We start from the raw sequence: 23,384 nt of genomic DNA on the forward strand, positions 1-23,384 counted from the left end.
GTCCGAATGCCCAGACAGATCCATCTCGCGGCGCACTTCCCGGGCGTCAACAACACGACGGTCTGGTCCGACCCGCGCTCGGGGAGCCAGATCGACTTCGCGTCGTTCGTCCACCTGGCGCGGACGGCCGAGCGCGCCAAGTTCGACTTCTTCTTCCTCGCCGAGGGCCTGCGGCTGCGCGAGCTGAAGGGCCGCATCCACGACCTCGACGTCGCCGGACGGCCCGAGTCGCTGACCGTCCTGTCCGCGCTCGCCGCCGTGACGACGCGCCTCGGCCTCGCCGCGACCGTGAACTCGACGTTCAACGAGCCGTACGAGGTCGCGCGGCGGCTCGCGTCGCTGGACCACCTCAGCGGCGGGCGCGCCGCCTGGAACGTCGTGACGAGCTACGACGCGTTCACCGGCGAGAACTTCCGGCGCGGCGGGTTCCTGGACGAGGCCGACCGCTACACCCGCGCCGCCGAGTTCCTCCAGACCGCGCGCGAGCTGTGGGACTCCTGGACCGACCGCGACCTGCTCGCCGACCCCGCCGCCGGGCAGTTCGTCCGCGAGGGCGCGGGCGAGTTCGCCCACCACGGCCGCCACTTCGACATCCACGGGCGCTTCGCCACGCCGCGCGGGCCGCAGGGCCATCCAGTGATCATCCAGGCGGGCGACTCCGAGGAGGGCCGCGAGTTCGCCGCCCGCGACGCCGACGTCATCTTCAGCCGGCACAGCACGCTGGAGGACGGCCGCGCGTTCTACAAGGACGTCAAGAGCCGCCTCGCCAAGTACGGCCGCCGGTCCGAGGACTTGAAGATCCTCCCGGCCGTGACCTACGTCCTCGGCGACACCGACGCGGACGCCGCCGAGCGCGCCGCCGAGATCCGCCGCGCCCAGGTCTCCCCGCAGACCGCCATCGCCTTCCTGGAGGCGGTGTGGGGACGCGACCTGTCCGGCTACGACCCCGACGGCCCGCTCCCGGACGTCGAACCCGACCTCGGGGAGGGCGTGTCGAAGGGCCGCGCCCAGTTCCGGGGCGACCGCGCCGCGACCGTCCGGCAGTGGCGCGCCCTCGCCGGGGAACGCGGGCTCAGCATCCGCGACCTCGCCATCGAGACGACCGCGCGGCAGACGTTCGTCGGGACGGCCCGCACGGTCGCCGACCGCATCGACGAGTTCGTCCAGACCGACGCTGCCGACGGGTTCATCTTCGTCCCGCACCTGACGCCGGGCGGGCTGGACGACCTCGCCGAGCACGTCGTCCCGCTGCTCCAGGAGAAGGGCGTGTTCCGCGCCGACTACACCGGGCCGACGCTGCGCGACCACCTCGGGCTCGGCCCGGCCCGTACCGCTGAGGAGACCTCGTGACCCACCTTCACCTCGCCGTCGCGCTGGACGGCACCGGCTGGCACCCCGCGTCCTGGCGCGAGCCCGGCGCCCGTCCCGGCGACGTGTTCACCGCCGGCTACTGGACCGGCCTGGTGCGGGAGGCCGAGCGCGCCGCCCTCGACCTCGTGACGCTGGAGGACGCCCTCGGACCCCAGTCGTCGGTCCCGCTCGCCTTCGACCACCGCACCGACCAGGTGCGCGGACGGCTCGACGCGGTGCTGATCGCCGCCCGCGTCGCGCCGGAGACGACGCACGTCGGGATCGTCCCGACGACGAGCACCACGCACACCGAGCCGTTCCACGTCGGCATCGGCATCGCGTCGCTGGACTTCGTCAGCCGGGGCCGCGCGGGCTGGCGCCCGCAGATCTCCGCGCGCGCCGCCGAGGCCGCCCACTTCGGCCGCCGCGTCCTGCCCGAGCTGACGCCCGCCGACTTCGGCGCGCCCGAGACCGAGGCGCTCGTGGCCGGGCTGCTCACCGAGGCCGGCGACCACGTCGAGGTCGTCCGCCGCCTCTGGGACAGCTGGGAGGACGACGCCGAGATCCGCGACGCCGCCACCGGCCGCTTCCTGGACCGCGACAAACTGCACTACATCGACTTCGCGGGCGAGCAGTTCAGCGTGCGCGGGCCGTCGATCACGCCGCGTCCGCCGCAGGGCCAGCCGCTCGTCACGGCCCTCGCCCACAGCGCGCCGATCTACCGGTTCGCGGCGCGCGGCGCGGACGTCGTGTTCGTGACCCCGCACTCGCGCGACGAGGCCGCGTCCATCATCGGCGAGATCCGCGCGGCCGAGGCGGAGACCGGACGGACCGGCGCCCCGCTCGCCGTCCTCGGCGATCTCGTCGTGTTCCTGGACGACGAGCCCGGCGCCGCCGCGGCCCGGCTCGCCCGCCTCGACCGCGTCGACCCGCTCGCCTCCGACGCCGAGGTCTTCGCCGGGACGCCCGCCGAACTCGCCGACCTGCTTCTGGACCGAAGCGCCGCCGGGCTCGCCGGATTCCGGCTGCGGCCGGGCGTCCTCCCGCACGACCTCACCGCGATCGCCGACGGGCTCGTGCCCGAGCTGCGGCGGCGCGGCGCGTTCCGCGACGCCTACGCCGAGGACACGCTCCGCGCCCGATTCGGCCTGCCCCGCCCCGCGAACCGGTACGCGGCGGCGCCATGACGGGGGCACGCGCATGAAGTTCCTCGCGATCAGCCTGATCGTCCACGCGCCCGATCCGCTGACCGGGCGGTACAAGCCCGTCACCGAGCGGTTCCGCGAGGTCGTGGACAACGCCGTCCTCGCCGAACGGCTCGGCTTCGACGGGTTCGGCGTCGGCGAGCGGCACGAGCGGCCGTTCCTGTCGGCCGCGCCGCCGGTGGTGCTCAGCCACATCGCGGCGCGGACGTCCGCGATCCGGCTGTTCACGGCCGTGACGACGCTGAGCCTGCTCGACCCCGTCCGCGCCTACGAGGACTACGCCACGCTGGACCACCTGGCGGGCGGACGCCTCGAACTCATGATCGGCAAGGGCAACGGCGCGGCGCAGGCGCAGGTGTTCCACGTCAGCGCCGACGACCAGTGGGAGCGCAACCGCGAGGGCTACGAGCTGTTCCGGCGCCTCTGGCGGGAGGACCGCGTCACCTGGTCGGGCCGCTACCGGCCGTCCCTGACCGACGCCGAGATCCTGCCGCGCCCGCTGCGGATCCCGCGCGTCTGGCACGGCAGCGCCACCAGCGAGGAGTCGGTGGAGCTGGCCGCGATCCACGGCGACCCGCTGTTCTCCGCCAACGTCACCAACCCCATCGAGCCGTACGCCGCGCTGATCGACCACTACCGCGAACGGCTCGCCCACCACGGCCACGACCCGGGCCGGGCGCTCATCGGCGCGGGCAGCGCCGGGCTGTACGTCGCCGAACGCTCGCAGGACGCCCTCGCCGCGTACCGGCCCGTGTACGACGCGCGGCTCGCGCTGTTCCGCCGCGTCGGGATCGAACCCGTCTTCCCCACGCTGGAGGACGCCGTCGAACGCAGCTCCATTCTCGTCGGCAGCCCCCAGCAGATCATCGACAAGGTCCACCGCTACCACGACCGGTTCGGGCACGAGGTCATGCACGTCCAGGCCGACGCCGACGGGCTTCCCCCGTACCTGCACCGCGCGTCGCTGGAGCTGTTCCAGCGCGACGTCGCGCCCGTGCTCCGCAAGGAGATCCCGAGCCGTCCGTTCCCCGCCCCTTCCGTGGAGTCGCCGTCATGACCGTTCCGCTGTCCGTCCTCGACCTGGTCCCGATCCCGGCGGGCGGCACCGCGCCGCAGGCCGTCCGCAACACGCTCGACCTCGCCCGCCGCACCGAGGCCGCCGGGTACCGCCGGTACTGGCTGGCCGAGCACCACCTCGCGCCCGGCGTGGCCAGCTCCGCGCCGCAGGTGCTCATCGGCGCGGTCGCCGCCGCGACGTCCCGGCTGCGCGTCGGGTCCGGCGCGGTGCAGACCGGGCACTGGACGCCGCTCGCCGTCGCCGAGCAGTTCGCCACCCTCGACGCCCTGTACCCCGGCCGGATCGACCTCGGCCTCGGCCGCTCCGGGCAGCGCCGCGCCGAGGCGCTGCGCCGCGCCGACAGCCCGCCCCCGCCGCGCGAGGCGCGCGTCGTGGACGGCCTGCTCCTGCCGAAGCCCTATGACTTCGGCCCGCTGCTCGCCAAGTCGGCGGGGTTCGCGCTGCTCACGACGCTGCTCCAGCAGCCGGGCGCGGAGTCCCCGGACTTCGCCGACGTGGTGGACGACATCGTCCGGCTCCTGACCGGCGCCTACGAGTCCCCGGACGGGCACCGCGCGCAGGCCGTCCCGGGCGAGGGCGCCGACCTCGCGCTCTGGATCCTCGGCAGCAGCGGCGGGCAGAGCGCGCGGGTCGCGGGGGAGCGCGGCCTGCCGTTCGCGGCGAACTACCACGTCAGCCCGGCGAACGTGGTGGAGGCCGTCGAGGCCTACCGGGCCGCGTTCAAGCCGTCGGACGTCCTGGACGAGCCCTACGTCGTCGTCTCGGCCGACGTCGTCGCCGCCCCGACCGACGAGGAGGCCCGCCTGCTCGCGTCGCCGTACGGGCTGTGGGTGCGCAGCATCCGCACGAGCCTCGCCGCGATCCCGTACCCGACCGAGGCCGACGCCGCCGCCCACGAGTGGACCGCCGAGGACCGCGCGCTCGTCGCCGACCGGGTCGACACCCAGTTCGTCGGGTCGCCCGAGACCGTCGCGGCCGGGCTGGAGACGCTGCGGCGCGTGACGGGCGCCGACGAACTGCTCGTCACCACGATCACCCACGACCACGCCGACCGCGTCCGCTCCTACGAGCTGCTCGCGGAGGCGTGGGCCTAGCGGCCCGCCCGCGCGTGCCGCGCCGCGCCCGCCAGCGCGGACGCAGTCGCGTCGGCGGCGACCGCGACCGGCGGCAGGTCCGGCGCGGCGGCGCGGAACCACGGCTCGAACAGGTCCCAGGAGCCCGTCATCGACCCGCCGACGACGAGCAGTTCGGCGCCGAACTCCCGCAGGCACGGGCCGAGGGCGGCGCCGAGCGCGCCGAGGGCCGCGCGCAGGACGGCCGTCGCGGCGGCGTCCCCGGCGCGGGCGGCGGCGGCGATCGCGGCGACGTCCGCGTCCGGATCGCCGCCGGACGCCCGGTACGCCGCCCGGATCGCTCGGCGCGACATGCGGTCCTCCAGCGGCGCCCCGCCGACGGTGAGGCGGTGCGCCTTGCCGTCCGGCGGGACGCCCGGCCCTTCGGCCACGGCCCGTCCGTCCACGATCCAGCCGGAGCCGACGCCCGTCCCGAGCGTCACGCCGACGCAGCGGCGCGTGCCGTGCGCGGCGCCGTAGGCCCACTCGCCGAGCGCGAACGCGTCGGCGTCGTTGAGGAAGGCGAACCCGGCGGCGCCGATCCGCGCGCCGAGCGCGGCGCCGACGTCCAGCCCGCGCAGCGCCTCGAACTTGCCGACGCCCTCGAAGAGCGCGATGCCGCGCGCGTAGTCGAACGGGTCGGGGATGGCGACGCCCCAGGTCGCGGCGGGGTCGGCGGCGAGCGGCGCGGCGGCGCCGGCGACGGCGGTCAGGAACTCCTCGGCGGTGCCGTCGGCGCGCAGCGGACGCTTCTGGATCGTTCCAACGAGCTGCCGCCCGTCGACCACGGCGGCGCAGACGTGCGTGCCGCCGATCTCCAGCACCGGGATTCCGGTCACCGCTCACCTCTGCCGCTCGGGGTCCGGCCACGGAAGCTAGCCGACCTCGGACGTTTCCGGCAAAACCGAGTGATTACCCGTTTCGGGGAACCGTCCGCCCCCGGGCGTCGGACGTCGGCGGCGCGATCGGCCCGGTCAAGGGCCCGCCGCTCGCCGCCGGACGCGTCGGACCGGCGTCCGGACCGAACGTTGACGGCCGCGCCGACCTCACGTTGACCTCGGCCGGGTACGGCTACCTCGCGCGGATCGTGCCGCCCGCGCCCGGAGCGGTCCTCGGCCGCAACTATCTTGATCTGCGCGACGGCGTCCGTGCCGAGGACCCGCCGGACGGCTTCGACCCCGCGGCGCTGCGCGTCGCGACCTTTGGCACCTCTGGGAGGGGAACCGCATGACCACCACCGAGTCGCGCCCGTGGGGCAGCTACACCGTCGTGGACGAGTCGCCCGCGCACAAGACCAAGCGCATCGAGGTCGCCCCCGGCAGCCGCCTGTCCTACCAGCGCCACCGGCACCGCTCCGAGCACTGGTACGTGCTGGCCGGAACGCTCCACGTGACGATCGAGGGCGCGGAGACCGTCCTGCTGCCGGGCCAGTCGGTGGACGTCCCGGCGGGCAGCGCGCACCGCGCCGCCAACCACGGCGACGTCCCGGCGGTGTTCGTGGAGGTCCAGACCGGGACGTACTTCGGTGAGGACGACATCGAGCGCCTGGACGACGACTACGGCCGCGCCGGCGCGGGAGCCGTCGCGCAGTAGCCGGATCAGTAGGTTCCGCCGAGCTTGCGGTGGTCCCAGGTGACCGTCCGGGTGGGCCGGAAGAGCAGCGCGACGCGCTTCTCCGCCTGCCCCCGGACGAACTCGACCAGCTCCGCCGGGACCTCGGCGGCGGATCCGCCGTCCAGCGCGTACCGGGCCGTCAGCGCGAGCCCGACGGCGGCGGTCCGGGAGGCGTCGTCCACCACCTCGGCGTCGCACTCCATCGTCGCGCCGCGCAGCTCGGCGTAGTCCGTGCCGTCCTCGAACTGGAGGGTGGCCCGCGGTTCGCGGCGCAGGTTGGCGACCTTCTGCGACCGGCGGTAGGTCCAGCAGGCGATCGCGCCGTCGTGCGGGACGAACCACAGCGGCACGAGATGCGGCCTGCCGTTCGGGCCGAGCGTCGCGCACGTGACCGTCCGCGACGCGCGCAGGAACGCGTCCAGCTCGTCGCCGGTCATTCGGATCTGGTCGCGGCGCGACATGGCGTCCCCCTCGGCTTTCGATGATCGTAGACCGGCGCCCGGCGATGTCCCTGGGCCGCCCTACAATCGGCCTCCGGGAAGGGGTGCCACGATGGCCGACACGGTCCGGCGCGTCGAGCAGGACGCCCGCGAGAGCCTGCTCCGCACCGCGGGCGAGCTGTTCATGCGCCAGGGCTACGCCGCGACGGGCGTGAAGCAGCTCCTGGACGAGAGCGGCACGGTCGTCGGGTCGCTCTACCACCACTTCCCCGGCGGCAAGCGCGAGGTCGCCGCCGAGGTCGTCCGCCGCGAGGGCGAGCGGATCGGCGGCCGGATCGCGGCGGACGTCGCGGCGCTCGGCACCCGCGCCGGCATCGACCGGACGCTCGGCGTCCTCATGGAGTCGATGGCGGCCAGCGACGGCCTGGAGGGCTGCCCGATCGCGCTGCTGGCGGTCGAGTCGCCGATCGCGGGCCGGGCGATCCGGGACGAGGCCGTCCGGCAGTTCGGGTCCTGGGGCACGGTCATCCGGACCGCGCTCGTCCGCGAGGGCCACGCCGAGGACCGCGCCGCCGGGCTCGCCCACCTGCTGCTCGCCGCGATCGAGGGCGCGCTCGTCCTGGACCGCACCGCCGGGACGACCACCGCGCTCGCGGCGCTGCGCGCGGCCCTGCCGGTGCTCGTCCCCGACGCCCCCGGCTGAGGACGCCCGTCAGGTCGTGTCGAAGCAGCCGTCGAACTGCCACAGGGGGTTGGCGACGGTCGCGCCGTCGGCCGCCGTGATCGTCTGCTGCCCGTTGAGGTCGGCGGGCCCGTCGCCGTCGGCGGTGTAGCAGCCGTTGGTCTGGACGTGCACCTGGTAGGACGCGTTCACCGCCACGCCCGGCCCGGTGTTGAACCAGGTGATCGTGCAGGCCCAGTCGTTGCCCGCGCCGCTGTCGGCGACGTCCGGGCCGCCGCGCCCGCAGTCGGCCCGCGCCCGCAGGTCGGCCGCGCGGACCGTCCGGCCGCGCAACGACTGCTGGAGCACGTACAGGTGGGCGAACGTCGGCGCGACGGCGTCGTTCAGCCGCGTCCGGGTGACGCCGGACGTCCCGCAGCCCGCGGCCCCGGCGACGACCGCCGCCGCGACCGCCGCGCCCAGATACCTGCGCATTTCTCAGCCCCCCGTGATGTCGCGGCGGCGCAGCAGCGCGTACGCGGCGCCCGCGCACACGGCCAGGTAGAGGACGCTGACGAGCGTCCCCTGCTGCAACGGCCCGTAGAACGGAGGGTCGGCGAACAGCCCGTGCCACGCCCCGAACGGCGTCGTCGGCAGCAGCGTCCGGACGAGCACCGGCGCGTTCACCAGCGAGACGAGCTGGAGCACCAGCCCGAGCACGACCGGCCCGCCGATGCCGAGCGCGCCGCTGCGGCCCGCGGCCGACAGCAGCAGCCCGAGCGCGGTGAACGCCAGGACGGGCGGCAGCACCGACGCCCAGCTCGCCAGCACCAGAGCCGTGCAGCGTCCGGCGGGCAGCAGCGTCCCCGACAGGCCGACCATCGGCTGCCGCCCGACGAGCAGCACGCCCGCCGCGAGGCTCGCCAGCGCCAGCACGACGGTCGCGGCCACGGAGAACGCGGTGGCGGCGAGGGCCTTGCCGGCGAAGACCTGCGTGCGGCCGCGCGAGCGGGTGAGGATCGTCTTCCACGTCCCGTACCGGTCCTCGGCGGCGAACATGTCCCCGGCGACGACGGCCGTGACCGCCGGCAGCGCCCACTGCCCGGCGAACCCGAGCACGACCAGCGGGACCGCGAACCCGCTGTCGTGGACCCAGCGGCCGAACAGCGTGTCCTGCGGAACGTTGCCCTGCGCGTTCAGCGCCGCGACGAACAGGAACGGCCCGAGCAGGCACGCCGCGAGGACGAGCTGCGCTTTCGCCTGCCGCGTGATCTTGAACAGCTCCCAGCGGAGCACCGTCCACGTCCCGCTCACGCGTCCGCCCCCTCGGTGAGGGCGAAGAACGCGCCGCGCAGCGCGGAGGACTCCAGCGCGAGCGCGCGGACGGCGACGCCCGCGCGGCCGAGCGCGATCACGTAGGCGTCCAGCCGCTCGCGCGGGGCGCGGACGAGCAGCCCGTCATCGCGCGCCTCCGCCGTGACGCCCGGGACGTCCGCCGCCAGAGCCAGCGCGGCCGGGTCGTCGCCGGTCGCGAGCCGGAACGCCGGGGCGGGCGCCCGGCCGCGCAGCTCCGCGAGCGTCCCGTCGAACACCGCCCGGCCGCCCGCGACGATCGTGACGTCGTCGCACAGGTCCTCCACCTCGTCCATGTCGTGGCTGCTCAGCAGCACCGCGACGCCTTCGCCCGCGAGCCGGGCCACGAGCGCCCGCACGTCCCGGCGGCCGGACGGGTCCAGCCCGCTCGTCGGCTCGTCCAGGATCAGCAGCCGGGGGTCGCGCAGCAGCGCCGCCGCGAGCCCGAGCCGCTGCCGCATCCCGACCGAGTACCCGCCGACCCGCGCCCCGGCGGCGGCGCCGAGCCCGGCCAGCTCCAGCACCGCGCCGATCCGGTCCCGGGCGCCGCCGCCGTCCAGGTCGGCGAGCAGCGCCAGGTTCGCGCGGCCGGTGAGGTAGGGGTAGAACGCGGGGGCCTCCACGAAGCCGCCGACGCCGTCCAGGGCCCGCGCGCCGTCCGCCGCGTGGGTGCGGCCGAACAGCCGCACCTCGCCCGCGTCCGGCCGGACGAGCCCGAGGATCATCGCGAGCAGCGTCGTCTTCCCGGCCCCGTTCGGGCCGGCCATGCCGTGGACCCGGCCGGGGCCGACCCGCAGGTCGACCCCGGCCACGGCCACCGTGGCGCCGAACCGCCGGACGAGCCCGGACGCCTCGATCGGTGCGTCAGGCATGCGTCTTGTGCGGCACGCGGCTGCGCGGCAGGTCGTTCTCGGTGCCGTTGACGACGGTCGTCTGCGGGAACCGCCGCAGCACCTCCTGCGGGGTCATGACCTTCGCGTCGCCCGGGTACGGCTTCTTCCAGCCGGTCGAGGCGTACCAGGTGAGCCGGTTGAACGGGGCGAACGCGAGATTGTCCTCGGACCGGAAGTCCTGCTTCTCCGACCAGGCGAGCCACGACTTCTGCATCGCGTCCGTCACCTGCGCCGCCGACGGGTTCAGCGTGTCCAGCGGGATCTTGTTCTGCTGGACCTCGTAGGGCGTGAGGTCCGGCGTGTCGGTGAACGCGCCGTACATCGGCTCGGCGGCGAGATCGAGCTGGTTCATCGGCGGCAGGCCGAGGATCTGCTCGACCGTCCGGACGACGTTGAGCTGGCTGTAGTAGGTGTGGTCGACCGCGCCCCGCTTGGCGTACGGGCTGGCGATCATGGTCACGTTGCGGTGCCCGTCCACGTGGTCGACGCCGTTCTGCGAGTCGTCCTCGATCACGAAGACCGCGCTGTCCTTCCAGTACCTGGAATGCGAGATCGTGTCGATGATGCGCCCGGTGGCCAGGTCGTTGTCGGCCACCATCGCCGACGGCGTCGGGTATCCGGCGTTGAGGCCGTTGGTGTGGTCGTTCATCACCCACAGCATGTTCAGCGCGGGCAGCTTCCCGTTCTTCACGTACTGCGCGAAGTCCCGCTCGAAGATGTCCGCGCGGTACTGGTCGGGGATCTGCGTCTGGAAGTTCGGGAAGTCGCGCGACAGGATCCCGTCCAGCGACGGGATGTCGGTCTTCGTCTGGCAGTGGCCCATCGGGGAGTGGAGCTGCCCCGTGGCCCTGCCCTCAAGGATCTTGGAGTCCTGGTACCACTGCGTCCATGTGCCGGGGCAGTTCTGGCCGTCCGGCGTCGTGAACCACTCGGCGTACTCGCCCCACACCCGCGCGCTCAGGCCGTGCGCCCGCGCGTTGTCCCACAGGAATCCCGACTTCGGGTACACCATCGCGTCCGGCTGCCCGTAGTTGCGGATGTAGTTGGCGTACGACCGCTCCAGGTAGTCGTTGACGAACCCCGCGTCGAGCCAGGTGTGCCCGGTCGCGGAGTTGGTGCCGTCGGAGTACAGGTTGTCGATCAGCGGGAACCGCCGGACGAGCTCGTGCGCGTTCGGCGTCGCGTTCGCGCCGAACTGCGCGTACGCGGGGTTGCCGTTGCCGCGCGGGTCGTCGCCCAGCTCCTGGTCGTACGTCCGGTTCTCCCGGACGATCACGAACACGTGCTTGATCTTGGACGGCGATCCGGTGCGCAGCGGCACGGCGACGGGCGCGGCGCCGCGCGAGCCCTTCTTGTTGCGCTCCCTCAGGCCGTTCCACTGGTTGGCGGCGAACACCTGCGAGGTGTAGGCGGCCATCTCCTTCGGCGTCGGCTCGGCGATGAGCCCGACGGTGCCGACGTCGGCGTACACCTGGTGGCCGGTCGCGGGCGTCGTGCCGGGGCCCTGGCTGATCGTCCGCGCCGGGCCGAGCGCGCCCACGCCCGCCTGGCTCGCCACGACGAGCTTGCCGAGCGCCGCGTTCCAGCGGACGGTCCCCGGGTACCAGCCGGTCGGGATGAGCCCGTCGAACGCGATGGGCCGGTGCGCGCCGGTGTATTCGTAGACGGCCAGCGCGTTGTTGCGGCCGAGGCTCACGACGAGGTGGCTCGCGTCCAGGAACTCCAGCGCGTTCGGCGAGCTGCCGTACGGCTGGCCGGGCAGCGGGTTGACGTTGAACGTCCGCGCCACCTGCCCGCGCACGGTGTCGATCACCGAGACGGTGTCGTCGCTGGAGTTCGTCACGAGCACCTCGGTGCCGTGCGCGAGGAGGCTGCTCGGGTCCAGCCCGACCTTGTAGGTGCGGACGACCTTGTTCGCCGCGAGGTCGATCTCCGAGACCGTCCCGGAGGCCGCGCGGCCGTCGCGCCGGTCGGCGAGCACGGGGGAGTCGTAGCTGAGGTTGGTGCGCTCGCCCGCGCGCGGCGTCCGGCCGCCCTCGTTGCCGACGAACGCGTGCCTGCCGACCACGACGACGTCGCGCGGCGCGACGCCGACGGGCGTCTGCGCAGTGAGCGCGCCCGTCTCGGGGTCGAGGACGCCGAGCCGGTTCCAGCCGTCCAGGACGACCAGGATCCTCGACCCGTCCGGCGACCAGGCCAGGCCGGTCGGCAGCGGCGCGGCGGCCGTGCCGTTCGCGTCCTTCGGGACGTCGGCGTCGGCGGGGAGCGCGATGACGGACGGCTTGCCGAGCGTGCCGTCGGCGGCGACCGGGAACTTCAGCAGGTTCTTGCTCTGCGTCGCGTACAGCGTGTTCCCGTCGCGGCTGTAAAGCAGACCGGTCACGCCGATGTTGCCGCTGCCGGTGCCCTTCGGCGGCGTGTACTGCTGGAGCACCTTGCCGCCCGCGAGGTCCACGACCGTGAACAGGCCGGCGCCGGACTTGGTGAGGTCGACGGCGGTGCGGCCGTCCGGGCGCACGGCGAGGTCCATCGGACGGCCCGACTGCTCGATGCTCGTCCCGGCGGGCGTGACGTACTGGTTGTTGGACGTCAGGACGGAACCGTCCTGCTGACGGCCGACGAGATGGTCGGCCAGCGGCGTGTTCGCGCCGCCCGGGCCGGCGGCGAACGCGGCGGTGGCGGTCGCGAGCACGGCGACGGCCCCGAGCACGGACGTGGAGAGCGTTCTTCGGCGCATCGAATCCCCTCTGGATTCCGGGCCGGTACGGATGACCGGCCCGCCGCCGGACCCTAGGCCCGCACCTGATCACGGGGGCCAACCGCGGATGACGGGCCCGTGAACGGCACCGGGATCCGGCGCGCGGGTGACGTCGCCCACACGCCGTCCGGTTCCGAAATGAAAACGGTTATCGCTACCATGGGTCGTCCACCGACGAGAGGAGAGCGCATGGCCCGCAACGAGCTGCGGCCGGTCGTCAAGCTGCGATCGACCGCAGGGACGGGGCACACCTACGTGACCCGCAAGAACCGGCGCAACGACCCCGACCGCCTCACGCTGCGCAAGTACGACCCCGTCGTGCGCCGCCACGTGCTGTACCGCGAGGAGCGCTGATGGCGCGCCGCTGCCAGCTCACCGGCTCCGAACCCGCGTTCGGCAGGAGCGTGTCCCACTCGCACCGCCGCACGCCGCGCCGGTTCGATCCCAACATCCAGCGCAAGCGCTACTGGCTGCCGAGCGAGCGGCGGTTCGTCCGGCTCCGGCTGTCGGCGCGGGCGATCAAGACGATCGACGCGATCGGCGTCGAGGCGGCGGTCGCCCGGATCCGGGCGCGCGGGGAGAAGGTCTGATGGCCAAGCGGAGCAAGATCGCGGCGGACGCGCGCCGCCGGGCGACGGTCGCGCGGTACGCCGCCCGCCGCGCCGAGCTGAAGCGGGTCATCGCGTCCGCGCGCACCGCGCCCGAGGACCGGGACGCGGCGGTCCGCGAACTGCGCCGCCAGCCGCGCGACGCCAGCGCCACCCGCCTGCGCAACCGCGACGCGGTGGACGGGCGCCCGCGCGGCCACCTGCGCAAGTTCGGCCTGTCGCGGGTGCGGTTCCGCGAGATGGCCCACCGGGGCGAGCTGCCCGGCGTGACGAAGGCGAGCTGGTGATCGCATGGCCGTCCCGAAGCGGAGGACGTCGCGCTCGAACACGCGGTCCCGGCGTGCGCGGTGGAGGGCCGAGCCGCCCGCGCTGGTGACCGTGATCGTGGACGGGCGGACGGTCCGCGTGCCGCGCCGTCTCGTCCGCGCCTACGAGCGGGGCCTGCTGCCCTGACCGGGCGCGTTGCGCGGGTCCCGGCAGTGCCGGGACCCGCTTTTTCGCGCCGGGCATCCGTCCGAGATGACCGATTGGCCGGGCTGTGGCATAGTACGAAATGAAAACGGTTATCAATATTGCTTTGGGAGACCCCCATGCCCAGAACGTCCCTCCTCGGCGGAGCGCTGGTCCTCGGCGCCGGACTGCTCACCGCGTGCGGCGGGTCCGGCGACGGCCCGGAGAGCGACGGGACGGTCGCGGTCGTGGCGTCCACGAACGTCTACGGCGACATCGCCCGCCAGATCGGCGGCGACCGGGTCGCGGTCACGTCGATCATCAGCGACCCGAGCCAGGACCCCCACTCCTACGAGGCCAGCACCCGCACGCAGCTCGAACTGTCCCGCGCGAAGGTCGTCATCGAGAACGGCGGCGGCTACGACGACTTCGTGGACCGGATGCTGAAGACGGCGCACAACTCGTCGGCGACCGTCCTCAACGCCGTCCGGATCTCGGGACGGACCGCGCCCGCGGGCGGCGAGCTGAACGAGCACGTCTGGTACGACGTCCCGTCGATGGCCAGGCTCGCCGACGGCGTCGCCGGCGCGCTCGGCAAGGCCGACCCGGCGCACGCCGCCGCGTTCACCGCGAACGCGGCGACGTTCAAGCGCGCGCTCGCGCCGCTGGAGCGGGAGACCGCCGCGCTGAAGACCGTGCACGCGGGCGCCGGAGTCGCGATCACCGAGCCCGTCCCGCTCTACCTGCTCGACGCCGCCGGGCTGAAGAACGCGACGCCCGACGAGTTCAGCGAGGCCGTCGAGGAGGGCGACGACGTCCCCGCCCGCGTGTTGCAACAGACGCTCGCGCTGTTCACCGGCAAGAAGGTCGAGGCGCTCGTCTACAACGCTCAGACCGCCGGGCCCGAGACCGAGAAGCTGGAGGCCGCGGCGAAGGACGCCGGGATCCCGTCCGTGCCCGTCACCGAGACGATGCCCGCCGGGAAGACCTACCAGACCTGGATGGCCGGCACGCTCGCCGCGCTCCGGGCCGCACTGTCATGACACCGGCCATCGCGCTGCGCGGCGCGGGCCTCGCCTACGGCAGCCGCGTGCTCTGGCGCGGCCTGGACCTGGAGGTGCGGCCTGGCGAGTTCCTGGCCGTCCTCGGCGCCAACGGCACCGGGAAGAGCAGCCTCCTGCGCGTCCTGCTCGGCCTCCGGCGGCTGACCGAGGGGACGGTCGAGATCGCCGGCCGCGCCCCCCGGCGCGGCGGCGACCGCGTCGGGTACGTCCCGCAGCGCCTGGAGGTCTCGCCGCTCACCCCGCTGCGGGCGCGCGACTTCGTCCGGCTCGGCGTGGACGGCCACCGCTGGGGGTTCGGCCGCGCACGCGGCGCCGTCCGCGAGCGGGTCGAGGACGCGCTGCGCGCCGTCGGCGCCGAGCCCTACGCCGACGTCCCGCTGCGGCTGCTGTCGGGCGGCGAGCGGCAGCGGGTCCGGGTCGCGCAGGCACTGGCGTCCGATCCCCGGATCCTGCTGTGCGACGAGCCCCTGCTGTCCCTCGACCCCGGCAGCCAGGCCACCGTCGCCGGGCTCATCGACCAGCGCCGCCGCACCCGCGACACCGCCGTCGTGTTCGTCACCCACGAGATCGAGCCGATCCTCGGTCTCGCCGACCGCGTCCTGTACCTGGCGGGCGGACGGTTCCGGATCGGCGCGCCGGACGACGTCCTGACATCCCCCGTGCTGTCGGACCTCTACGGGACGCCCGTGCAGGTCGTCCGCGCCGGCGACCACGTCGCCGTCGTCGGCGCCCCGCCGGTCCGGGCGGAGGGGACGGCATGAGCGAGCCGGAGGCGCGCGCCGCGCGCTGGACTGAGGAGCGCCGGGAGCTTGCGACCAGAGCGACGAGGGAAGCGCGCGGCTTTGGCGCGCCGTAGGCGAACGGGAAACACAGCATGAGCGTCTGGCACGAGATCTTCTCTTTCGACCACTACGGGGAGCTGCTGTCGCTCGTCCGCAACTCGCTGGTCGCGGGCGCGGTGCTCGGGCTCGTCGGCGGGCTCGTCGGGACGTTCGTCCTCCTGCGGGACGTCACGTTCGCCGTCCACGGCGTCAGCGAGCTGTCGTTCGCCGGGGCCGCCGCCGCGCTGCTGTTCGGGTTCAACGTCGTCGTCGGCTCGCTGGCCGGGGCGCTCGCCGCCGCCGCGCTCATCGGCGTGCTCGGCGCGGGCGCCCGCGACCGCAACTCCTTCATCGGCGTGCTGATGCCGACCGGGCTCGGGCTCGGCGTGCTGTTCCTCGCGCTCTACAAGGGACGGTCGGTCAACAAGTTCGGCGTCCTCACCGGCCAGATCGTCGCGATCGACACGCCCCGGCTGTCCTGGCTCGTCGCGATCTCGGTGCTCGTCGTGCTGTGCCTGGCGGTCCTGTGGCGCCCGCTGACGTTCGCGAGCGTGGACCCGGACGTCGCCGCCGCGCGGGGCGTCCCGGCGGGCGCGCTGTCGCTGGCGTTCATGCTCGTCCTCGGCCTGGCGGTCGCCGCGTCGGTGCAGATCGTCGGCGCGCTGCTCGTGCTGGCGCTGCTCTGCACGCCCGCGGCGGCGGCGCTGCGGGTGACCGCGTCGCCCGTCCTCGCGCCGGTGCTCAGCGTCGTGTTCGCGACGGCCGCGATGCTCGGCGGGATCCTGCTGGCGCTCGGCGCGAGCATCCCGATCAGCCCCTACGTCACGACGCTGTCGTTCCTGATCTACGTGGCGTGCCGGGCCGTCGGGGCCGTCCGGACGCGCCGGGGCTGGACCGCGCGCCGGGTCCCCGCGTGACGGGCGGGGACCCGGCCCCGGCTCAGCAGTCGCGCAGCTCGGGCGACTGGTTGAGGATCTGCTCGCGCGCCGTCACGAACGCGTCGTGCGCCGGGGTGCCCGGCTGCGCGAACACCGCCAGCCGGTGACAGTTCTGGAATGCCAGCGCCACCCCGAAGTGGCGCTCGATCGAGGTGCGCATCGCGTCGCTGGCGAGCATGCGCAGGAGCTGGCCGCGGGCCTGCTCGTCCGGTGGCGGGGTGAGGTTGTCCGCGAACTCGCCGCCCTCGGTCCGGAGCCGGGCGATCAGCTCGGTGACGAGGTTCCAGGCATAGGGGAGCGACTCCCGGATGCAGGCGATGAACTCGGCGTCGTCGACGGGACCCCGCTGCGCCTTGGCGAGCAGGTCGGGGGAAACGTCCAGGGACAAGACGGAGACTCCTCGGATCGGCGAGACGTGCCGCGGAAGGACCGCTCCCCGACGCTAACCCGGCGGGCACCGGAGATCAATAGCAATGATTTTCATTACGCTGCGGGCGGGACGGCCGGGACGGAAGGGACGCGAGCGGGTACACCGCAGGCATGGCGACGGACCGAACGACCCCCGGCGGCCCCTTCCTCCCCGCGGACGGCGACCCCGTCCCGCCCGCGCTGCGCGGCTTCGCCCGCGCCCACGCGGCCCTGGTCGAACTGCGCGACGACCCGCCGCACCTCCTCGCCCGCGACCGCGCCCCCGCGCGCCGCGTCGGCCTGGTCTCCGGCGGCGGGTCCGGCCACGAGCCGCTGCACGCCGGGTTCCTCGGCCGCGGCATGCTCGACGCCGTCGCGCCCGGCAAGGTGTTCGCGTCCCCGCACAACCGGCAGGTCCTCGCGGCGAGCCGCGCCGCCGCCGGACCGGACGGCGTCCTGCACGTCGTGAAGAACTACACCGGCGACCGCATCAACTTCGGCATCGCCGCCGAACGGCTCCGGCTCGCGGGCATCGCCTCCCGGCGCGTCCTCGTGGACGACGACGTCGCCACCGACTCCGCCGACACCGCCACCGGACGGCGCGGCACCGCCGCCACGGTCGTCGTCGAGAAGCTGCTCGGCGGCGCGGCCGACGCGGGCCTCGGCCTGGACGAGCTGGCCGACCTCGGCGCCCGCGTCGCCGCCGCCTCGCGGAGCCTGGCCGTCGCGTCCCGCGCCCAGACGTCCCCGCACACCGGACGGCCCGCGTTCGACCTGGAACCGGGCGAGATCGAGTACGGCGTCGGCATCCACGGCGAGCGGGCCGCGAGATCGGTGCCCCGCCCGCCCACCGCCGATCTGGTCGCCCGGATGCTCGACGCGGTCACCGCCGCGCTGCCCGACGGCCCCGGCGACGTCCTGGTCGTCGTCAACGGCCTCGGCGGCACCACGCCGCTGGAGCTGTACGGGCTCTACGACCTCGTCGCCGGCGACCTGGACCGGCGCGGGCTCACGGTCGCGGACGCGCTCGTCGGGACGTTCGTCCCCGCCCTCGACATGGCCGGGTTCTCGCTCACCCTCACCCGCCTGCGGCCCGAGTGGCGGCCCTGGTGGGACGCCCCGGCCGTCACGCCCGCCTTCCCCCGCGCGAACGGAGCCGCCTGATGGACCTCGACCAGAACGCCGTCCTGCGCCGCTACGCCACCGCCGTCGACGCCGCGCACGGCGAGCTGACCCGCCTGGACCGGCACAGCGGCGACGGCGACTTCGGCGACAACCTCCGCGCCGGGCTCCGCGCCGCCGCCGCCCGCCACGACCGGACGGGCGGCCCCGCGTTCGCCGTGCTCGGCGAGGTCTTCCTGGACGAGGTCGGCGGCACCAGCGGCCCCCTGTTCGGCCTGCTGTTCACCGAGATCGCCCGCGCGCTCGCCGCGGACCCGGGGGCGTTCGCGTCCGGCGCCGCCGCCGGGCTCGGCGCGATCCGCCGCGTCGGCGAGGCCGAGATCGGCGACCGCACGCTCGTGGACGCCCTCGCCCCCGCCGTCGACGCCCTGCACGGCCCGCGCCCGTTCGCCGCCGCCGCGCGCGCCGCCGCCGACGGGGCCGCCCGCACCGCCGGCCTGCGCGCCCGCCGGGGCCGCGCCAGCTACCTCGGCGACCGGGCGCTCGGCGCCGCCGACCCGGGCGCGGCCGGGATCGCGCTGCTGTTCTGGGCCGTCGCATCCGTCGCCGAACCGGACGACGACGTCCCGCCGCCCTTCTAACCCGGAGCGCGTCACGCGCTGTATCGAGGAAATTCATCGCAACGGCACTCTTGGAACGGTCCCGCGCGCCACCCTGGCCACCGTGAACAACACACCACGCATGGGGATCCCCGACCGGCTCGCCGAGCGCATGAGCATGGCCGAGCAGTACGAGTACCTGCGCTCCCGCCTCTCCCGGCGCGGCGTCCTGCGCGGCGGCGCCGTCGCGGCGGGCGCCCTCGCCGCCACCGGCGTCCTCACCGACACCGCCCGCGCCGCGACCCCGGCCGTCCCGCGCACCGCGCCGAAGATCGACGGCGCCCTCGTCGCGCCCACCGGCCGCCACCTGGCCTTCGGCGCCGACCCGCGCACCGAGATGACCGTCTCCTGGCAGGTCCCGGTCGCCGTCGCCAAGCCGTTCCTGCGCGTCGGCACCCACCCGTGGAACCTGTCGCACCGCATCCCCGCCGAGATCCGCGCCCTGCACACGCCCGCGGGCGTCGGCGCGAGCCCCGACGTCACCCAGTACTTCCTGCACGCGCGCCTCAGCCGCCTCCAGCCCGGCACGACGTACTACTACGGCGTCGGCCACGACGGCTTCGACCCCGCCGCGCCGCACCTCGCCGGGACGCTCGGCACCTTCACCACCGCGCCGTCCGGCCGCCGCCCCTTCACCTTCACCGCCTTCGGCGACCAGGGCGTCAGCTACCACGCGCTCGGCAACGACAGCCTGATCCTCGCCCAGAACCCCGCGTTCCACCTGCACGCGGGCGACATCTGCTACGCCGACTCGTCCGGCCAGGGCAAGCCGACCGACACGTTCGACACCCGGCTGTGGGACCAGTTCCTCGCCCAGACCGAGACCGTCGCCAAGCAGGTCCCGTGGATGGTCTCCTACGGCAACCACGACATGGAGGCGTGGTACTCGCCCAACGGCTACGGCGGCGAGGAGGCCCGGTTCCAGCTCCCCGGCAACGGCCCGGACCCGGAGAACCTGCCCGGCGTGTACTCCTTCGTGTACGGCGGCACCGCCGTCATCTCGCTCGACGCCAACGACGTCTCCTGGGAGATCCCCGCCAACCTCGGCCTGTCCAAGGGCGCGCAGACGGCGTGGCTGGACAAGCAGCTCAAGGCGTTCCGCGCCCGCCGCGACATCGACTTCATCGTCGTGTTCTTCCACCACTGCGCGTTCTCCACGACGAACCAGCACGCCTCCGAGGGCGGCGTCCGCGACGCGTGGGTGCCGCTGTTCGAGAAGTACCAGGTCGACCTCGTCGTGAACGGCCACAACCACGTCTACGAGCGGACCGACGCCATCGCGAAGAACGCCGTGGGCAAGGCGCTTCCGATCGGCGGATCCGCCCGGACGGACACCGACGGCGTCGTCTACGTCACCGCCGGCGGCGCGGGCAAGAGCCTCTACAGCTTCCCCGTCACCGACAGCTACGAGGGCAACGAGAAGCCCCTCGACGAGGTGCGGACCTACGCCTGGGACAAGTCCGGCAACAAGGTCCCCGAGACCGTCCAGTGGTCCCGCGTCCGGTTCACCGGCTACTCGTTCATCCGGGTCGACGTGGACCCCGGCGGCCACGGCCACGCGCCGAGCCTCGCCGTCCGCGCGCTCGCCGAGAACGGCACCGAGATCGACCGGTTCACGCTCACGCGCGGCCGCTGACCCCGTCCCGGCCGGGAGCCCGCGCGGCTTCCGGCCCGGGTCAGGGGGAGTGGGGCCCGGGATGCGGACCCGGTTGCGCGAGGACCTTCGCCACCGCCTCGGTGCGGTCGGCCACCCCGAGCTTGACGAACACCGCGTGCAGATGGTTCTTGACCGTCGCGTCCGTGATGTTCAGCGAACGCGCGATCCTGCGGTTCGGCATGCCCCGCACCAGCAGGGCGAGGACCTCGCGCTCCCGGCGGGTCAGCCGGTCCAGGTGCGGCGAGCCCGACGGCAGCCCGCCCGGCTCCACCCGCGCCGCGTTCCCGGCGGGCGCGCCCGCGGGCTCGGCCAGGCCCTGCATCCGCGCGACGACGCGGGCCAGCCCCTCCAGATGCGCGATCGCCTCGCGCGCCAGTTCCGCCATCGTCGGCGAGGGGAGGTCGGGGGCCGCTCGCTCGTCCTGCATCTGTCGCTCCGATCGGTCTGAGCCGCCCGCGGCACGGCCGCGTGCACGTGACGATCTGATGACTGAGAGTAACTATAGGTTCTGGACGACGTCATGGGAAGTGCGGAATCGTCCGCCTCCGGTGATCACCCGGTCACACGATCGATCCAGGTCACGAGGTCGCGCTCGACGTCGTCGCGGTTCAGCTCGTTGAGCACTTCGTGGCGTGCGTCCTGGTACTTCCGGTACGTCAGATCGGTGAGGCCCGCGTTCCGGTACCGCTCGACGAGCAGGTCGCTCAGCTCCAGCCCGGCGTTCAGCGGATCGTCGGTGCCGACGACGACGTACACCGGCAGGTCCGCCGGGATCCCCGTCGGCTCGGCGAGCCGGACGGCGGCCGTGAACAGGTCGCCGGTCGCGCGGTCGTCCAGGCCGAAACCGCACAGCGGGTCCGCGACGTACGCGTCGACCTGCGCCTCGTCCCGGCTCAGCCACTCGAACCCGGTGCGGCCCGGCTCGAACGGACGGTTGAACGCCGCCATCGGATCGGCCTCCGGGTCCTCGGCGAGAACGGCCACCATGCGCTCCAGAAGGCCGTCCACGGCCGTCGTCCCCGACAGGATCAGGCCCGCGATCTGATCCGCGTGGTCCAGGACGTACTGCTGCGCGGCGAACGACCCCATGCTGTGCCCGAGCAGCACCAGCGGATGCCCCGGATGCCGTTCCCGCACCTGCTCGGACAACGCGGCCATGTCGGCGACGAGCAGGTTCCAGCCGTCGTCACCGAGGTCGCCCGGCGCACCTTTGAGCGTCCGGCCGTGCCCGCGATGGTCGTTGGCGTAGACGGCATAACCGCGCGCGGCCAGGATCTCCGCGAAACGGGTGTATCGCTCGGCGTGCTCGCCGACCCCGTGCGCGATCTGCACGATGCCCCGCGCCTCACCGTCCGGCTCCCACACGTGTACGTGGACCTCGACGCCGTCGGTACTGGAAAAGGTGAACATCGGGGCTCCTCGGGGATCCGGGGCGCGGACGGTCCGCGACGTGATCGCGAGCGTAGACGCGCCGCCGCCCGCGCATAAGGCCCTCCCGGACGACGGGGACAATGGGACGCATGAAAGTCGTCGTGTTGTCGGACACGCACGCGCCGCGCCGCTGGAAAGGCGTCCCGGCCGCCGTCGCCGGCCATTTGCGCGGGGCCGACGCCATCCTGCACGCGGGCGACGTGTGCACCGCCGGCGTCCTGGACGAGCTGACGTCGTTCGCGCCCGTCCACGCCGTCCTCGGCAACAACGACGGCCCGGACGTCGCCGCCTGGGGCGCGCCCGAACGCCTCGAACTCGACCTGGACGGGCTTCCCGTCGCGATGGTCCACGATTCCGGCGCCAAAGTCGGGCGAACCGCGCGGATGCGGCGGTGGTTCCCGTCCGCGCAGCTCGTCGTGTTCGGCCATTCGCACATTCCGCTGGACGTCACGGGCGACGGCGTCCGGATCTTCAACCCCGGCTCGCCCACCGACCGCCGCCGCCAGCCCCACGGCACGATCGGACTGCTGTCGATCACGGACGGGGTCTTGCTGGACGCTCGCATCGTCCCGGTGACCTGACGTCCTCGGCTCAGACGAGCGGACGATCGAACACCACGCGGCTGACTCCCGGGCCGTCGTAATCGGCGATCGGTTCGGTCACGGTGAACCCCATCGCGGTGTGGAAGGCGATGGACGCCGTGTTCTGGGGCGACGTGACGCAGCGGACGCGTTCCCGCCCGTCCCGCCGGGCGAGCGCGAAGAACCGCTCGTAGAGGTCGCGGCCGAGGCCGTCCCCGCGCGCGGCCGGGGACACGCCGACGAAGTGGATGTAGGCGAGCCCGGGGACGGACGGGGAGAGCAGCCCGACCAGGAAGCCGGCGAGCAGGCCGTCCCGCTCGGCGACGAGGCTGCTGCGATGGAAGTGGTCGAGGAAGAGCCGGGGAAGAAGGGCGTGGACTGGCCGGCCCCACCAGTCGTCCATGACCGCGACGATGCGGGCATGGTCGTCCGGCCGGGCTGCGCGGATCACGGTCATGGCCCCTCCCAGGGTGAACCGCCGGCGGTCGGCCCCAACCTATGGACGCGTCACGGTCGTGTGCGGCCCGAGGGCCGGATTTGACGACACGGTCGAGAGGGCGTAAGTTATCCACTTGTCCCCGGAGGGATGCAGGACGTTGCGCGTGCCGCAGCGGCCGGCCCCGGGAGACCTCCACAACTACCTTCTCCAGTGTCGGCTTGCGCCGTGTCTGGTGTGTTGTGGTGCGCCGGGAATTGCGGGTTTGACATCCGCGGGATCTCTGGTGAAATAGCGGAGCCGTTGCGGACGGACGCGAAAGCGAACCCGGCGCAAAGGAATCGGAAAAGCGCGGAATTGACAGTCCGAGCGGATCTGATAAAGTAGAAAACGTCGCCCCGGAGCGAGCATCACGGAAGTGGTGGGAGCGCGGTGGGTGTCCGTTTCTTGAGAACTCAACAGCGTGTTAAAAGCCAGTGCCTTTATAACGGCCCGACATGGTTCGGGTCGTCCCCGAGGCCACCCGCGTTCGCGTGGTGGTCTGGGATTTCTTTGAGGCAAGCCGGTTTTTGGGCCGGCATGCTGGGATTTCGATCCCTTCATGAGGTTTGGCATGTCCGGGGTTCGCCCCCTGGGTGTGTCGTTGGACCTTGATGGAGAGTTTGATCCTGGCTCAGGACGAACGCTGGCGGCGTGCTTAACACATGCAAGTCGAGCGGAAAGGCCCTTCGGGGTACTCGAGCGG

The 23,384-nt window shown here is 73.7% G+C and carries 28 protein-coding genes and 1 rRNA gene; 19 read left to right on the plus strand and 10 right to left on the minus strand.

Going from position 1 to position 23,384, the window contains the following annotated elements:
• The first annotated feature begins 6 nt into the window (after positions 1 to 6).
• Genes BTM25_RS24125 through BTM25_RS24140 form a run of 4 tightly spaced genes read left to right on the plus strand, consistent with a single transcriptional unit; the run spans position 7 to position 4,727 of the window.
• Positions 7 to 1,350, plus strand: coding sequence for an NtaA/DmoA family FMN-dependent monooxygenase (locus BTM25_RS24125; RefSeq protein ID WP_103565246.1), 1,344 nt, complete (start codon positions 7 to 9; stop codon positions 1,348 to 1,350).
• Entirely contained in the window at positions 1,347 to 2,537 is a 1,191-nt protein-coding gene (locus BTM25_RS24130) for an LLM class flavin-dependent oxidoreductase (RefSeq protein WP_103565247.1), read from the plus strand. Before BTM25_RS24125 ends, BTM25_RS24130 begins: the two co-directional genes overlap by 4 nt.
• Before the next feature lie 13 nt (positions 2,538 to 2,550).
• On the plus strand, positions 2,551 to 3,612 hold the full coding sequence (locus tag BTM25_RS24135) for an LLM class flavin-dependent oxidoreductase (RefSeq protein ID WP_103565248.1): 1,062 nt from the start codon (positions 2,551 to 2,553) through the stop codon (positions 3,610 to 3,612).
• Positions 3,609 to 4,727, plus strand: coding sequence for an LLM class flavin-dependent oxidoreductase (locus tag BTM25_RS24140; protein ID WP_103565249.1), 1,119 nt, complete (start codon positions 3,609 to 3,611; stop codon positions 4,725 to 4,727). Before BTM25_RS24135 ends, BTM25_RS24140 begins: the two co-directional genes overlap by 4 nt.
• Here BTM25_RS24140 and BTM25_RS24145 read toward each other — a convergent pair.
• Positions 4,724 to 5,584, minus strand: coding sequence for an ROK family protein (locus tag BTM25_RS24145; RefSeq protein ID WP_205648242.1), 861 nt, complete (start codon positions 5,582 to 5,584; stop codon positions 4,724 to 4,726). The two genes, BTM25_RS24140 and BTM25_RS24145, sit on opposite strands and share 4 nt — an antisense overlap.
• 212 nt (positions 5,585 to 5,796) lie before the next feature.
• Here BTM25_RS24145 and BTM25_RS29360 point away from each other — a divergent pair, with 212 nt between their 5' ends.
• Complete coding sequence (locus BTM25_RS29360; RefSeq protein ID WP_146059143.1) at positions 5,797 to 5,976, plus strand: hypothetical protein; 180 nt, start codon at positions 5,797 to 5,799, stop codon at positions 5,974 to 5,976.
• The gene (locus BTM25_RS24150; protein ID WP_103565250.1) at positions 5,973 to 6,338 is read left to right on the plus strand and encodes a phosphomannose isomerase type II C-terminal cupin domain; all 366 of its coding nucleotides are present in this window, start codon (positions 5,973 to 5,975) and stop codon (positions 6,336 to 6,338) included. The genes BTM25_RS29360 and BTM25_RS24150 overlap by 4 nt, the downstream gene beginning before the upstream one ends.
• A gap of 5 nt (positions 6,339 to 6,343) precedes the next feature.
• Here the strand turns inward: BTM25_RS24150 and BTM25_RS24155 are convergent, their stop codons facing one another.
• Positions 6,344 to 6,820, minus strand: a complete 477-nt coding sequence (locus BTM25_RS24155; RefSeq protein WP_103565251.1) for a pyridoxamine 5'-phosphate oxidase family protein — start codon at positions 6,818 to 6,820, stop codon at positions 6,344 to 6,346.
• A gap of 91 nt (positions 6,821 to 6,911) precedes the next feature.
• On the opposite strand from BTM25_RS24155, the gene BTM25_RS24160 reads away from it, so the two are divergent.
• A complete protein-coding gene (locus tag BTM25_RS24160) occupies positions 6,912 to 7,502 on the plus strand; it encodes a TetR/AcrR family transcriptional regulator (RefSeq protein WP_168212227.1) in 591 nt (196 codons plus the stop codon).
• A 9-nt stretch (positions 7,503 to 7,511) separates the two neighbouring features.
• Here the strand turns inward: BTM25_RS24160 and BTM25_RS24165 are convergent, their stop codons facing one another.
• Genes BTM25_RS24165 through BTM25_RS24180 form a run of 4 tightly spaced genes read right to left on the minus strand, consistent with a single transcriptional unit; the run spans position 7,512 to position 12,443 of the window.
• Complete coding sequence (locus BTM25_RS24165) at positions 7,512 to 7,955, minus strand: hypothetical protein (protein WP_103565253.1); 444 nt, start codon at positions 7,953 to 7,955, stop codon at positions 7,512 to 7,514.
• 3 nt (positions 7,956 to 7,958) lie between these two features.
• Positions 7,959 to 8,774 (minus strand): ABC transporter permease, encoded by an 816-nt coding sequence (locus tag BTM25_RS24170; RefSeq protein WP_103565254.1) that lies wholly within the window; start codon positions 8,772 to 8,774, stop codon positions 7,959 to 7,961.
• Positions 8,771 to 9,685: an ABC transporter ATP-binding protein gene (locus tag BTM25_RS24175; protein ID WP_103565255.1), complete on the minus strand. Its 915-nt coding sequence runs from the start codon at positions 9,683 to 9,685 to the stop codon at positions 8,771 to 8,773. Before BTM25_RS24175 ends, BTM25_RS24170 begins: the two co-directional genes overlap by 4 nt.
• Complete coding sequence (locus tag BTM25_RS24180) at positions 9,678 to 12,443, minus strand: bifunctional YncE family protein/alkaline phosphatase family protein (RefSeq protein ID WP_103565256.1); 2,766 nt, start codon at positions 12,441 to 12,443, stop codon at positions 9,678 to 9,680. Before BTM25_RS24180 ends, BTM25_RS24175 begins: the two co-directional genes overlap by 8 nt.
• A gap of 210 nt (positions 12,444 to 12,653) precedes the next feature.
• On the opposite strand from BTM25_RS24180, the gene rpmG reads away from it, so the two are divergent.
• The 7 genes from rpmG to BTM25_RS24215 all read left to right on the plus strand — a co-directional run bounded on the left by rpmG (position 12,654) and on the right by BTM25_RS24215 (position 16,324).
• A complete protein-coding gene (gene rpmG / locus BTM25_RS24185) occupies positions 12,654 to 12,818 on the plus strand; it encodes a 50S ribosomal protein L33 (RefSeq protein WP_103565257.1) in 165 nt (54 codons plus the stop codon).
• The gene (gene rpmB / locus BTM25_RS24190; protein WP_103565258.1) at positions 12,818 to 13,054 is read left to right on the plus strand and encodes a 50S ribosomal protein L28; all 237 of its coding nucleotides are present in this window, start codon (positions 12,818 to 12,820) and stop codon (positions 13,052 to 13,054) included. The genes rpmG and rpmB overlap by 1 nt, the downstream gene beginning before the upstream one ends.
• The gene (gene rpsN / locus BTM25_RS24195; protein WP_103565259.1) at positions 13,054 to 13,359 is read left to right on the plus strand and encodes a 30S ribosomal protein S14; all 306 of its coding nucleotides are present in this window, start codon (positions 13,054 to 13,056) and stop codon (positions 13,357 to 13,359) included. Before rpmB ends, rpsN begins: the two co-directional genes overlap by 1 nt.
• A gap of 4 nt (positions 13,360 to 13,363) precedes the next feature.
• Positions 13,364 to 13,525, plus strand: coding sequence for a 50S ribosomal protein L32 (gene rpmF, locus BTM25_RS24200; protein ID WP_103565260.1), 162 nt, complete (start codon positions 13,364 to 13,366; stop codon positions 13,523 to 13,525).
• A gap of 137 nt (positions 13,526 to 13,662) precedes the next feature.
• The gene (locus BTM25_RS24205) at positions 13,663 to 14,565 is read left to right on the plus strand and encodes a metal ABC transporter solute-binding protein, Zn/Mn family (RefSeq protein WP_103565261.1); all 903 of its coding nucleotides are present in this window, start codon (positions 13,663 to 13,665) and stop codon (positions 14,563 to 14,565) included.
• On the plus strand, positions 14,562 to 15,347 hold the full coding sequence (locus BTM25_RS24210; protein WP_103565262.1) for a metal ABC transporter ATP-binding protein: 786 nt from the start codon (positions 14,562 to 14,564) through the stop codon (positions 15,345 to 15,347). Before BTM25_RS24205 ends, BTM25_RS24210 begins: the two co-directional genes overlap by 4 nt.
• A gap of 113 nt (positions 15,348 to 15,460) precedes the next feature.
• A complete protein-coding gene (locus BTM25_RS24215) occupies positions 15,461 to 16,324 on the plus strand; it encodes a metal ABC transporter permease (RefSeq protein ID WP_103565263.1) in 864 nt (287 codons plus the stop codon).
• Between the two features lie 22 nt (positions 16,325 to 16,346).
• On the opposite strand, the gene BTM25_RS24220 is transcribed toward BTM25_RS24215, so the two are convergent.
• Positions 16,347 to 16,733 carry an SCO5389 family protein gene (locus tag BTM25_RS24220; RefSeq protein WP_103565264.1) on the minus strand — a complete coding sequence of 129 codons (387 nt, stop codon included), beginning with the start codon at positions 16,731 to 16,733 and terminating at the stop codon, positions 16,347 to 16,349.
• Positions 16,734 to 16,885: 152 nt separating this feature from the next.
• Here BTM25_RS24220 and BTM25_RS24225 point away from each other — a divergent pair, with 152 nt between their 5' ends.
• The 3 genes from BTM25_RS24225 (at position 16,886) to BTM25_RS24235 (ending at position 20,170) form a co-directional block, all read left to right on the plus strand.
• The gene (locus BTM25_RS24225; protein WP_103565265.1) at positions 16,886 to 17,917 is read left to right on the plus strand and encodes a dihydroxyacetone kinase subunit DhaK; all 1,032 of its coding nucleotides are present in this window, start codon (positions 16,886 to 16,888) and stop codon (positions 17,915 to 17,917) included.
• The gene (locus BTM25_RS24230; RefSeq protein ID WP_205648243.1) at positions 17,917 to 18,516 is read left to right on the plus strand and encodes a DAK2 domain-containing protein; all 600 of its coding nucleotides are present in this window, start codon (positions 17,917 to 17,919) and stop codon (positions 18,514 to 18,516) included. The genes BTM25_RS24225 and BTM25_RS24230 overlap by 1 nt, the downstream gene beginning before the upstream one ends.
• Before the next feature lie 82 nt (positions 18,517 to 18,598).
• The gene (locus tag BTM25_RS24235) at positions 18,599 to 20,170 is read left to right on the plus strand and encodes a purple acid phosphatase family protein (protein ID WP_235828593.1); all 1,572 of its coding nucleotides are present in this window, start codon (positions 18,599 to 18,601) and stop codon (positions 20,168 to 20,170) included.
• 40 nt (positions 20,171 to 20,210) lie between these two features.
• Here BTM25_RS24235 and BTM25_RS24240 read toward each other — a convergent pair whose 3' ends face one another.
• The gene (locus BTM25_RS24240) at positions 20,211 to 20,618 is read right to left on the minus strand and encodes a helix-turn-helix transcriptional regulator (protein WP_205648244.1); all 408 of its coding nucleotides are present in this window, start codon (positions 20,616 to 20,618) and stop codon (positions 20,211 to 20,213) included.
• 125 nt (positions 20,619 to 20,743) lie between these two features.
• Positions 20,744 to 21,601, minus strand: a complete 858-nt coding sequence (locus BTM25_RS24245; protein ID WP_103565267.1) for an alpha/beta hydrolase — start codon at positions 21,599 to 21,601, stop codon at positions 20,744 to 20,746.
• Between the two features lie 110 nt (positions 21,602 to 21,711).
• On the opposite strand from BTM25_RS24245, the gene BTM25_RS24250 reads away from it, so the two are divergent.
• Positions 21,712 to 22,203 carry a metallophosphoesterase family protein gene (locus BTM25_RS24250; RefSeq protein ID WP_103565268.1) on the plus strand — a complete coding sequence of 164 codons (492 nt, stop codon included), beginning with the start codon at positions 21,712 to 21,714 and terminating at the stop codon, positions 22,201 to 22,203.
• 10 nt (positions 22,204 to 22,213) lie between these two features.
• Here the strand turns inward: BTM25_RS24250 and BTM25_RS24255 are convergent, their stop codons facing one another.
• Positions 22,214 to 22,660: a GNAT family N-acetyltransferase gene (locus tag BTM25_RS24255; protein ID WP_103565269.1), complete on the minus strand. Its 447-nt coding sequence runs from the start codon at positions 22,658 to 22,660 to the stop codon at positions 22,214 to 22,216.
• A 629-nt stretch (positions 22,661 to 23,289) separates the two neighbouring features.
• Between BTM25_RS24255 and BTM25_RS24260 the strand changes: the two genes are divergently transcribed.
• Positions 23,290 to 23,384, plus strand: a 16S ribosomal RNA gene (locus BTM25_RS24260); the annotation flags it as partial.

The sequence above is a fragment of the Actinomadura rubteroloni genome, from assembly GCF_002911665.1.
GTDB lineage: Bacteria > Actinomycetota > Actinomycetes > Streptosporangiales > Streptosporangiaceae > Spirillospora > Spirillospora rubteroloni.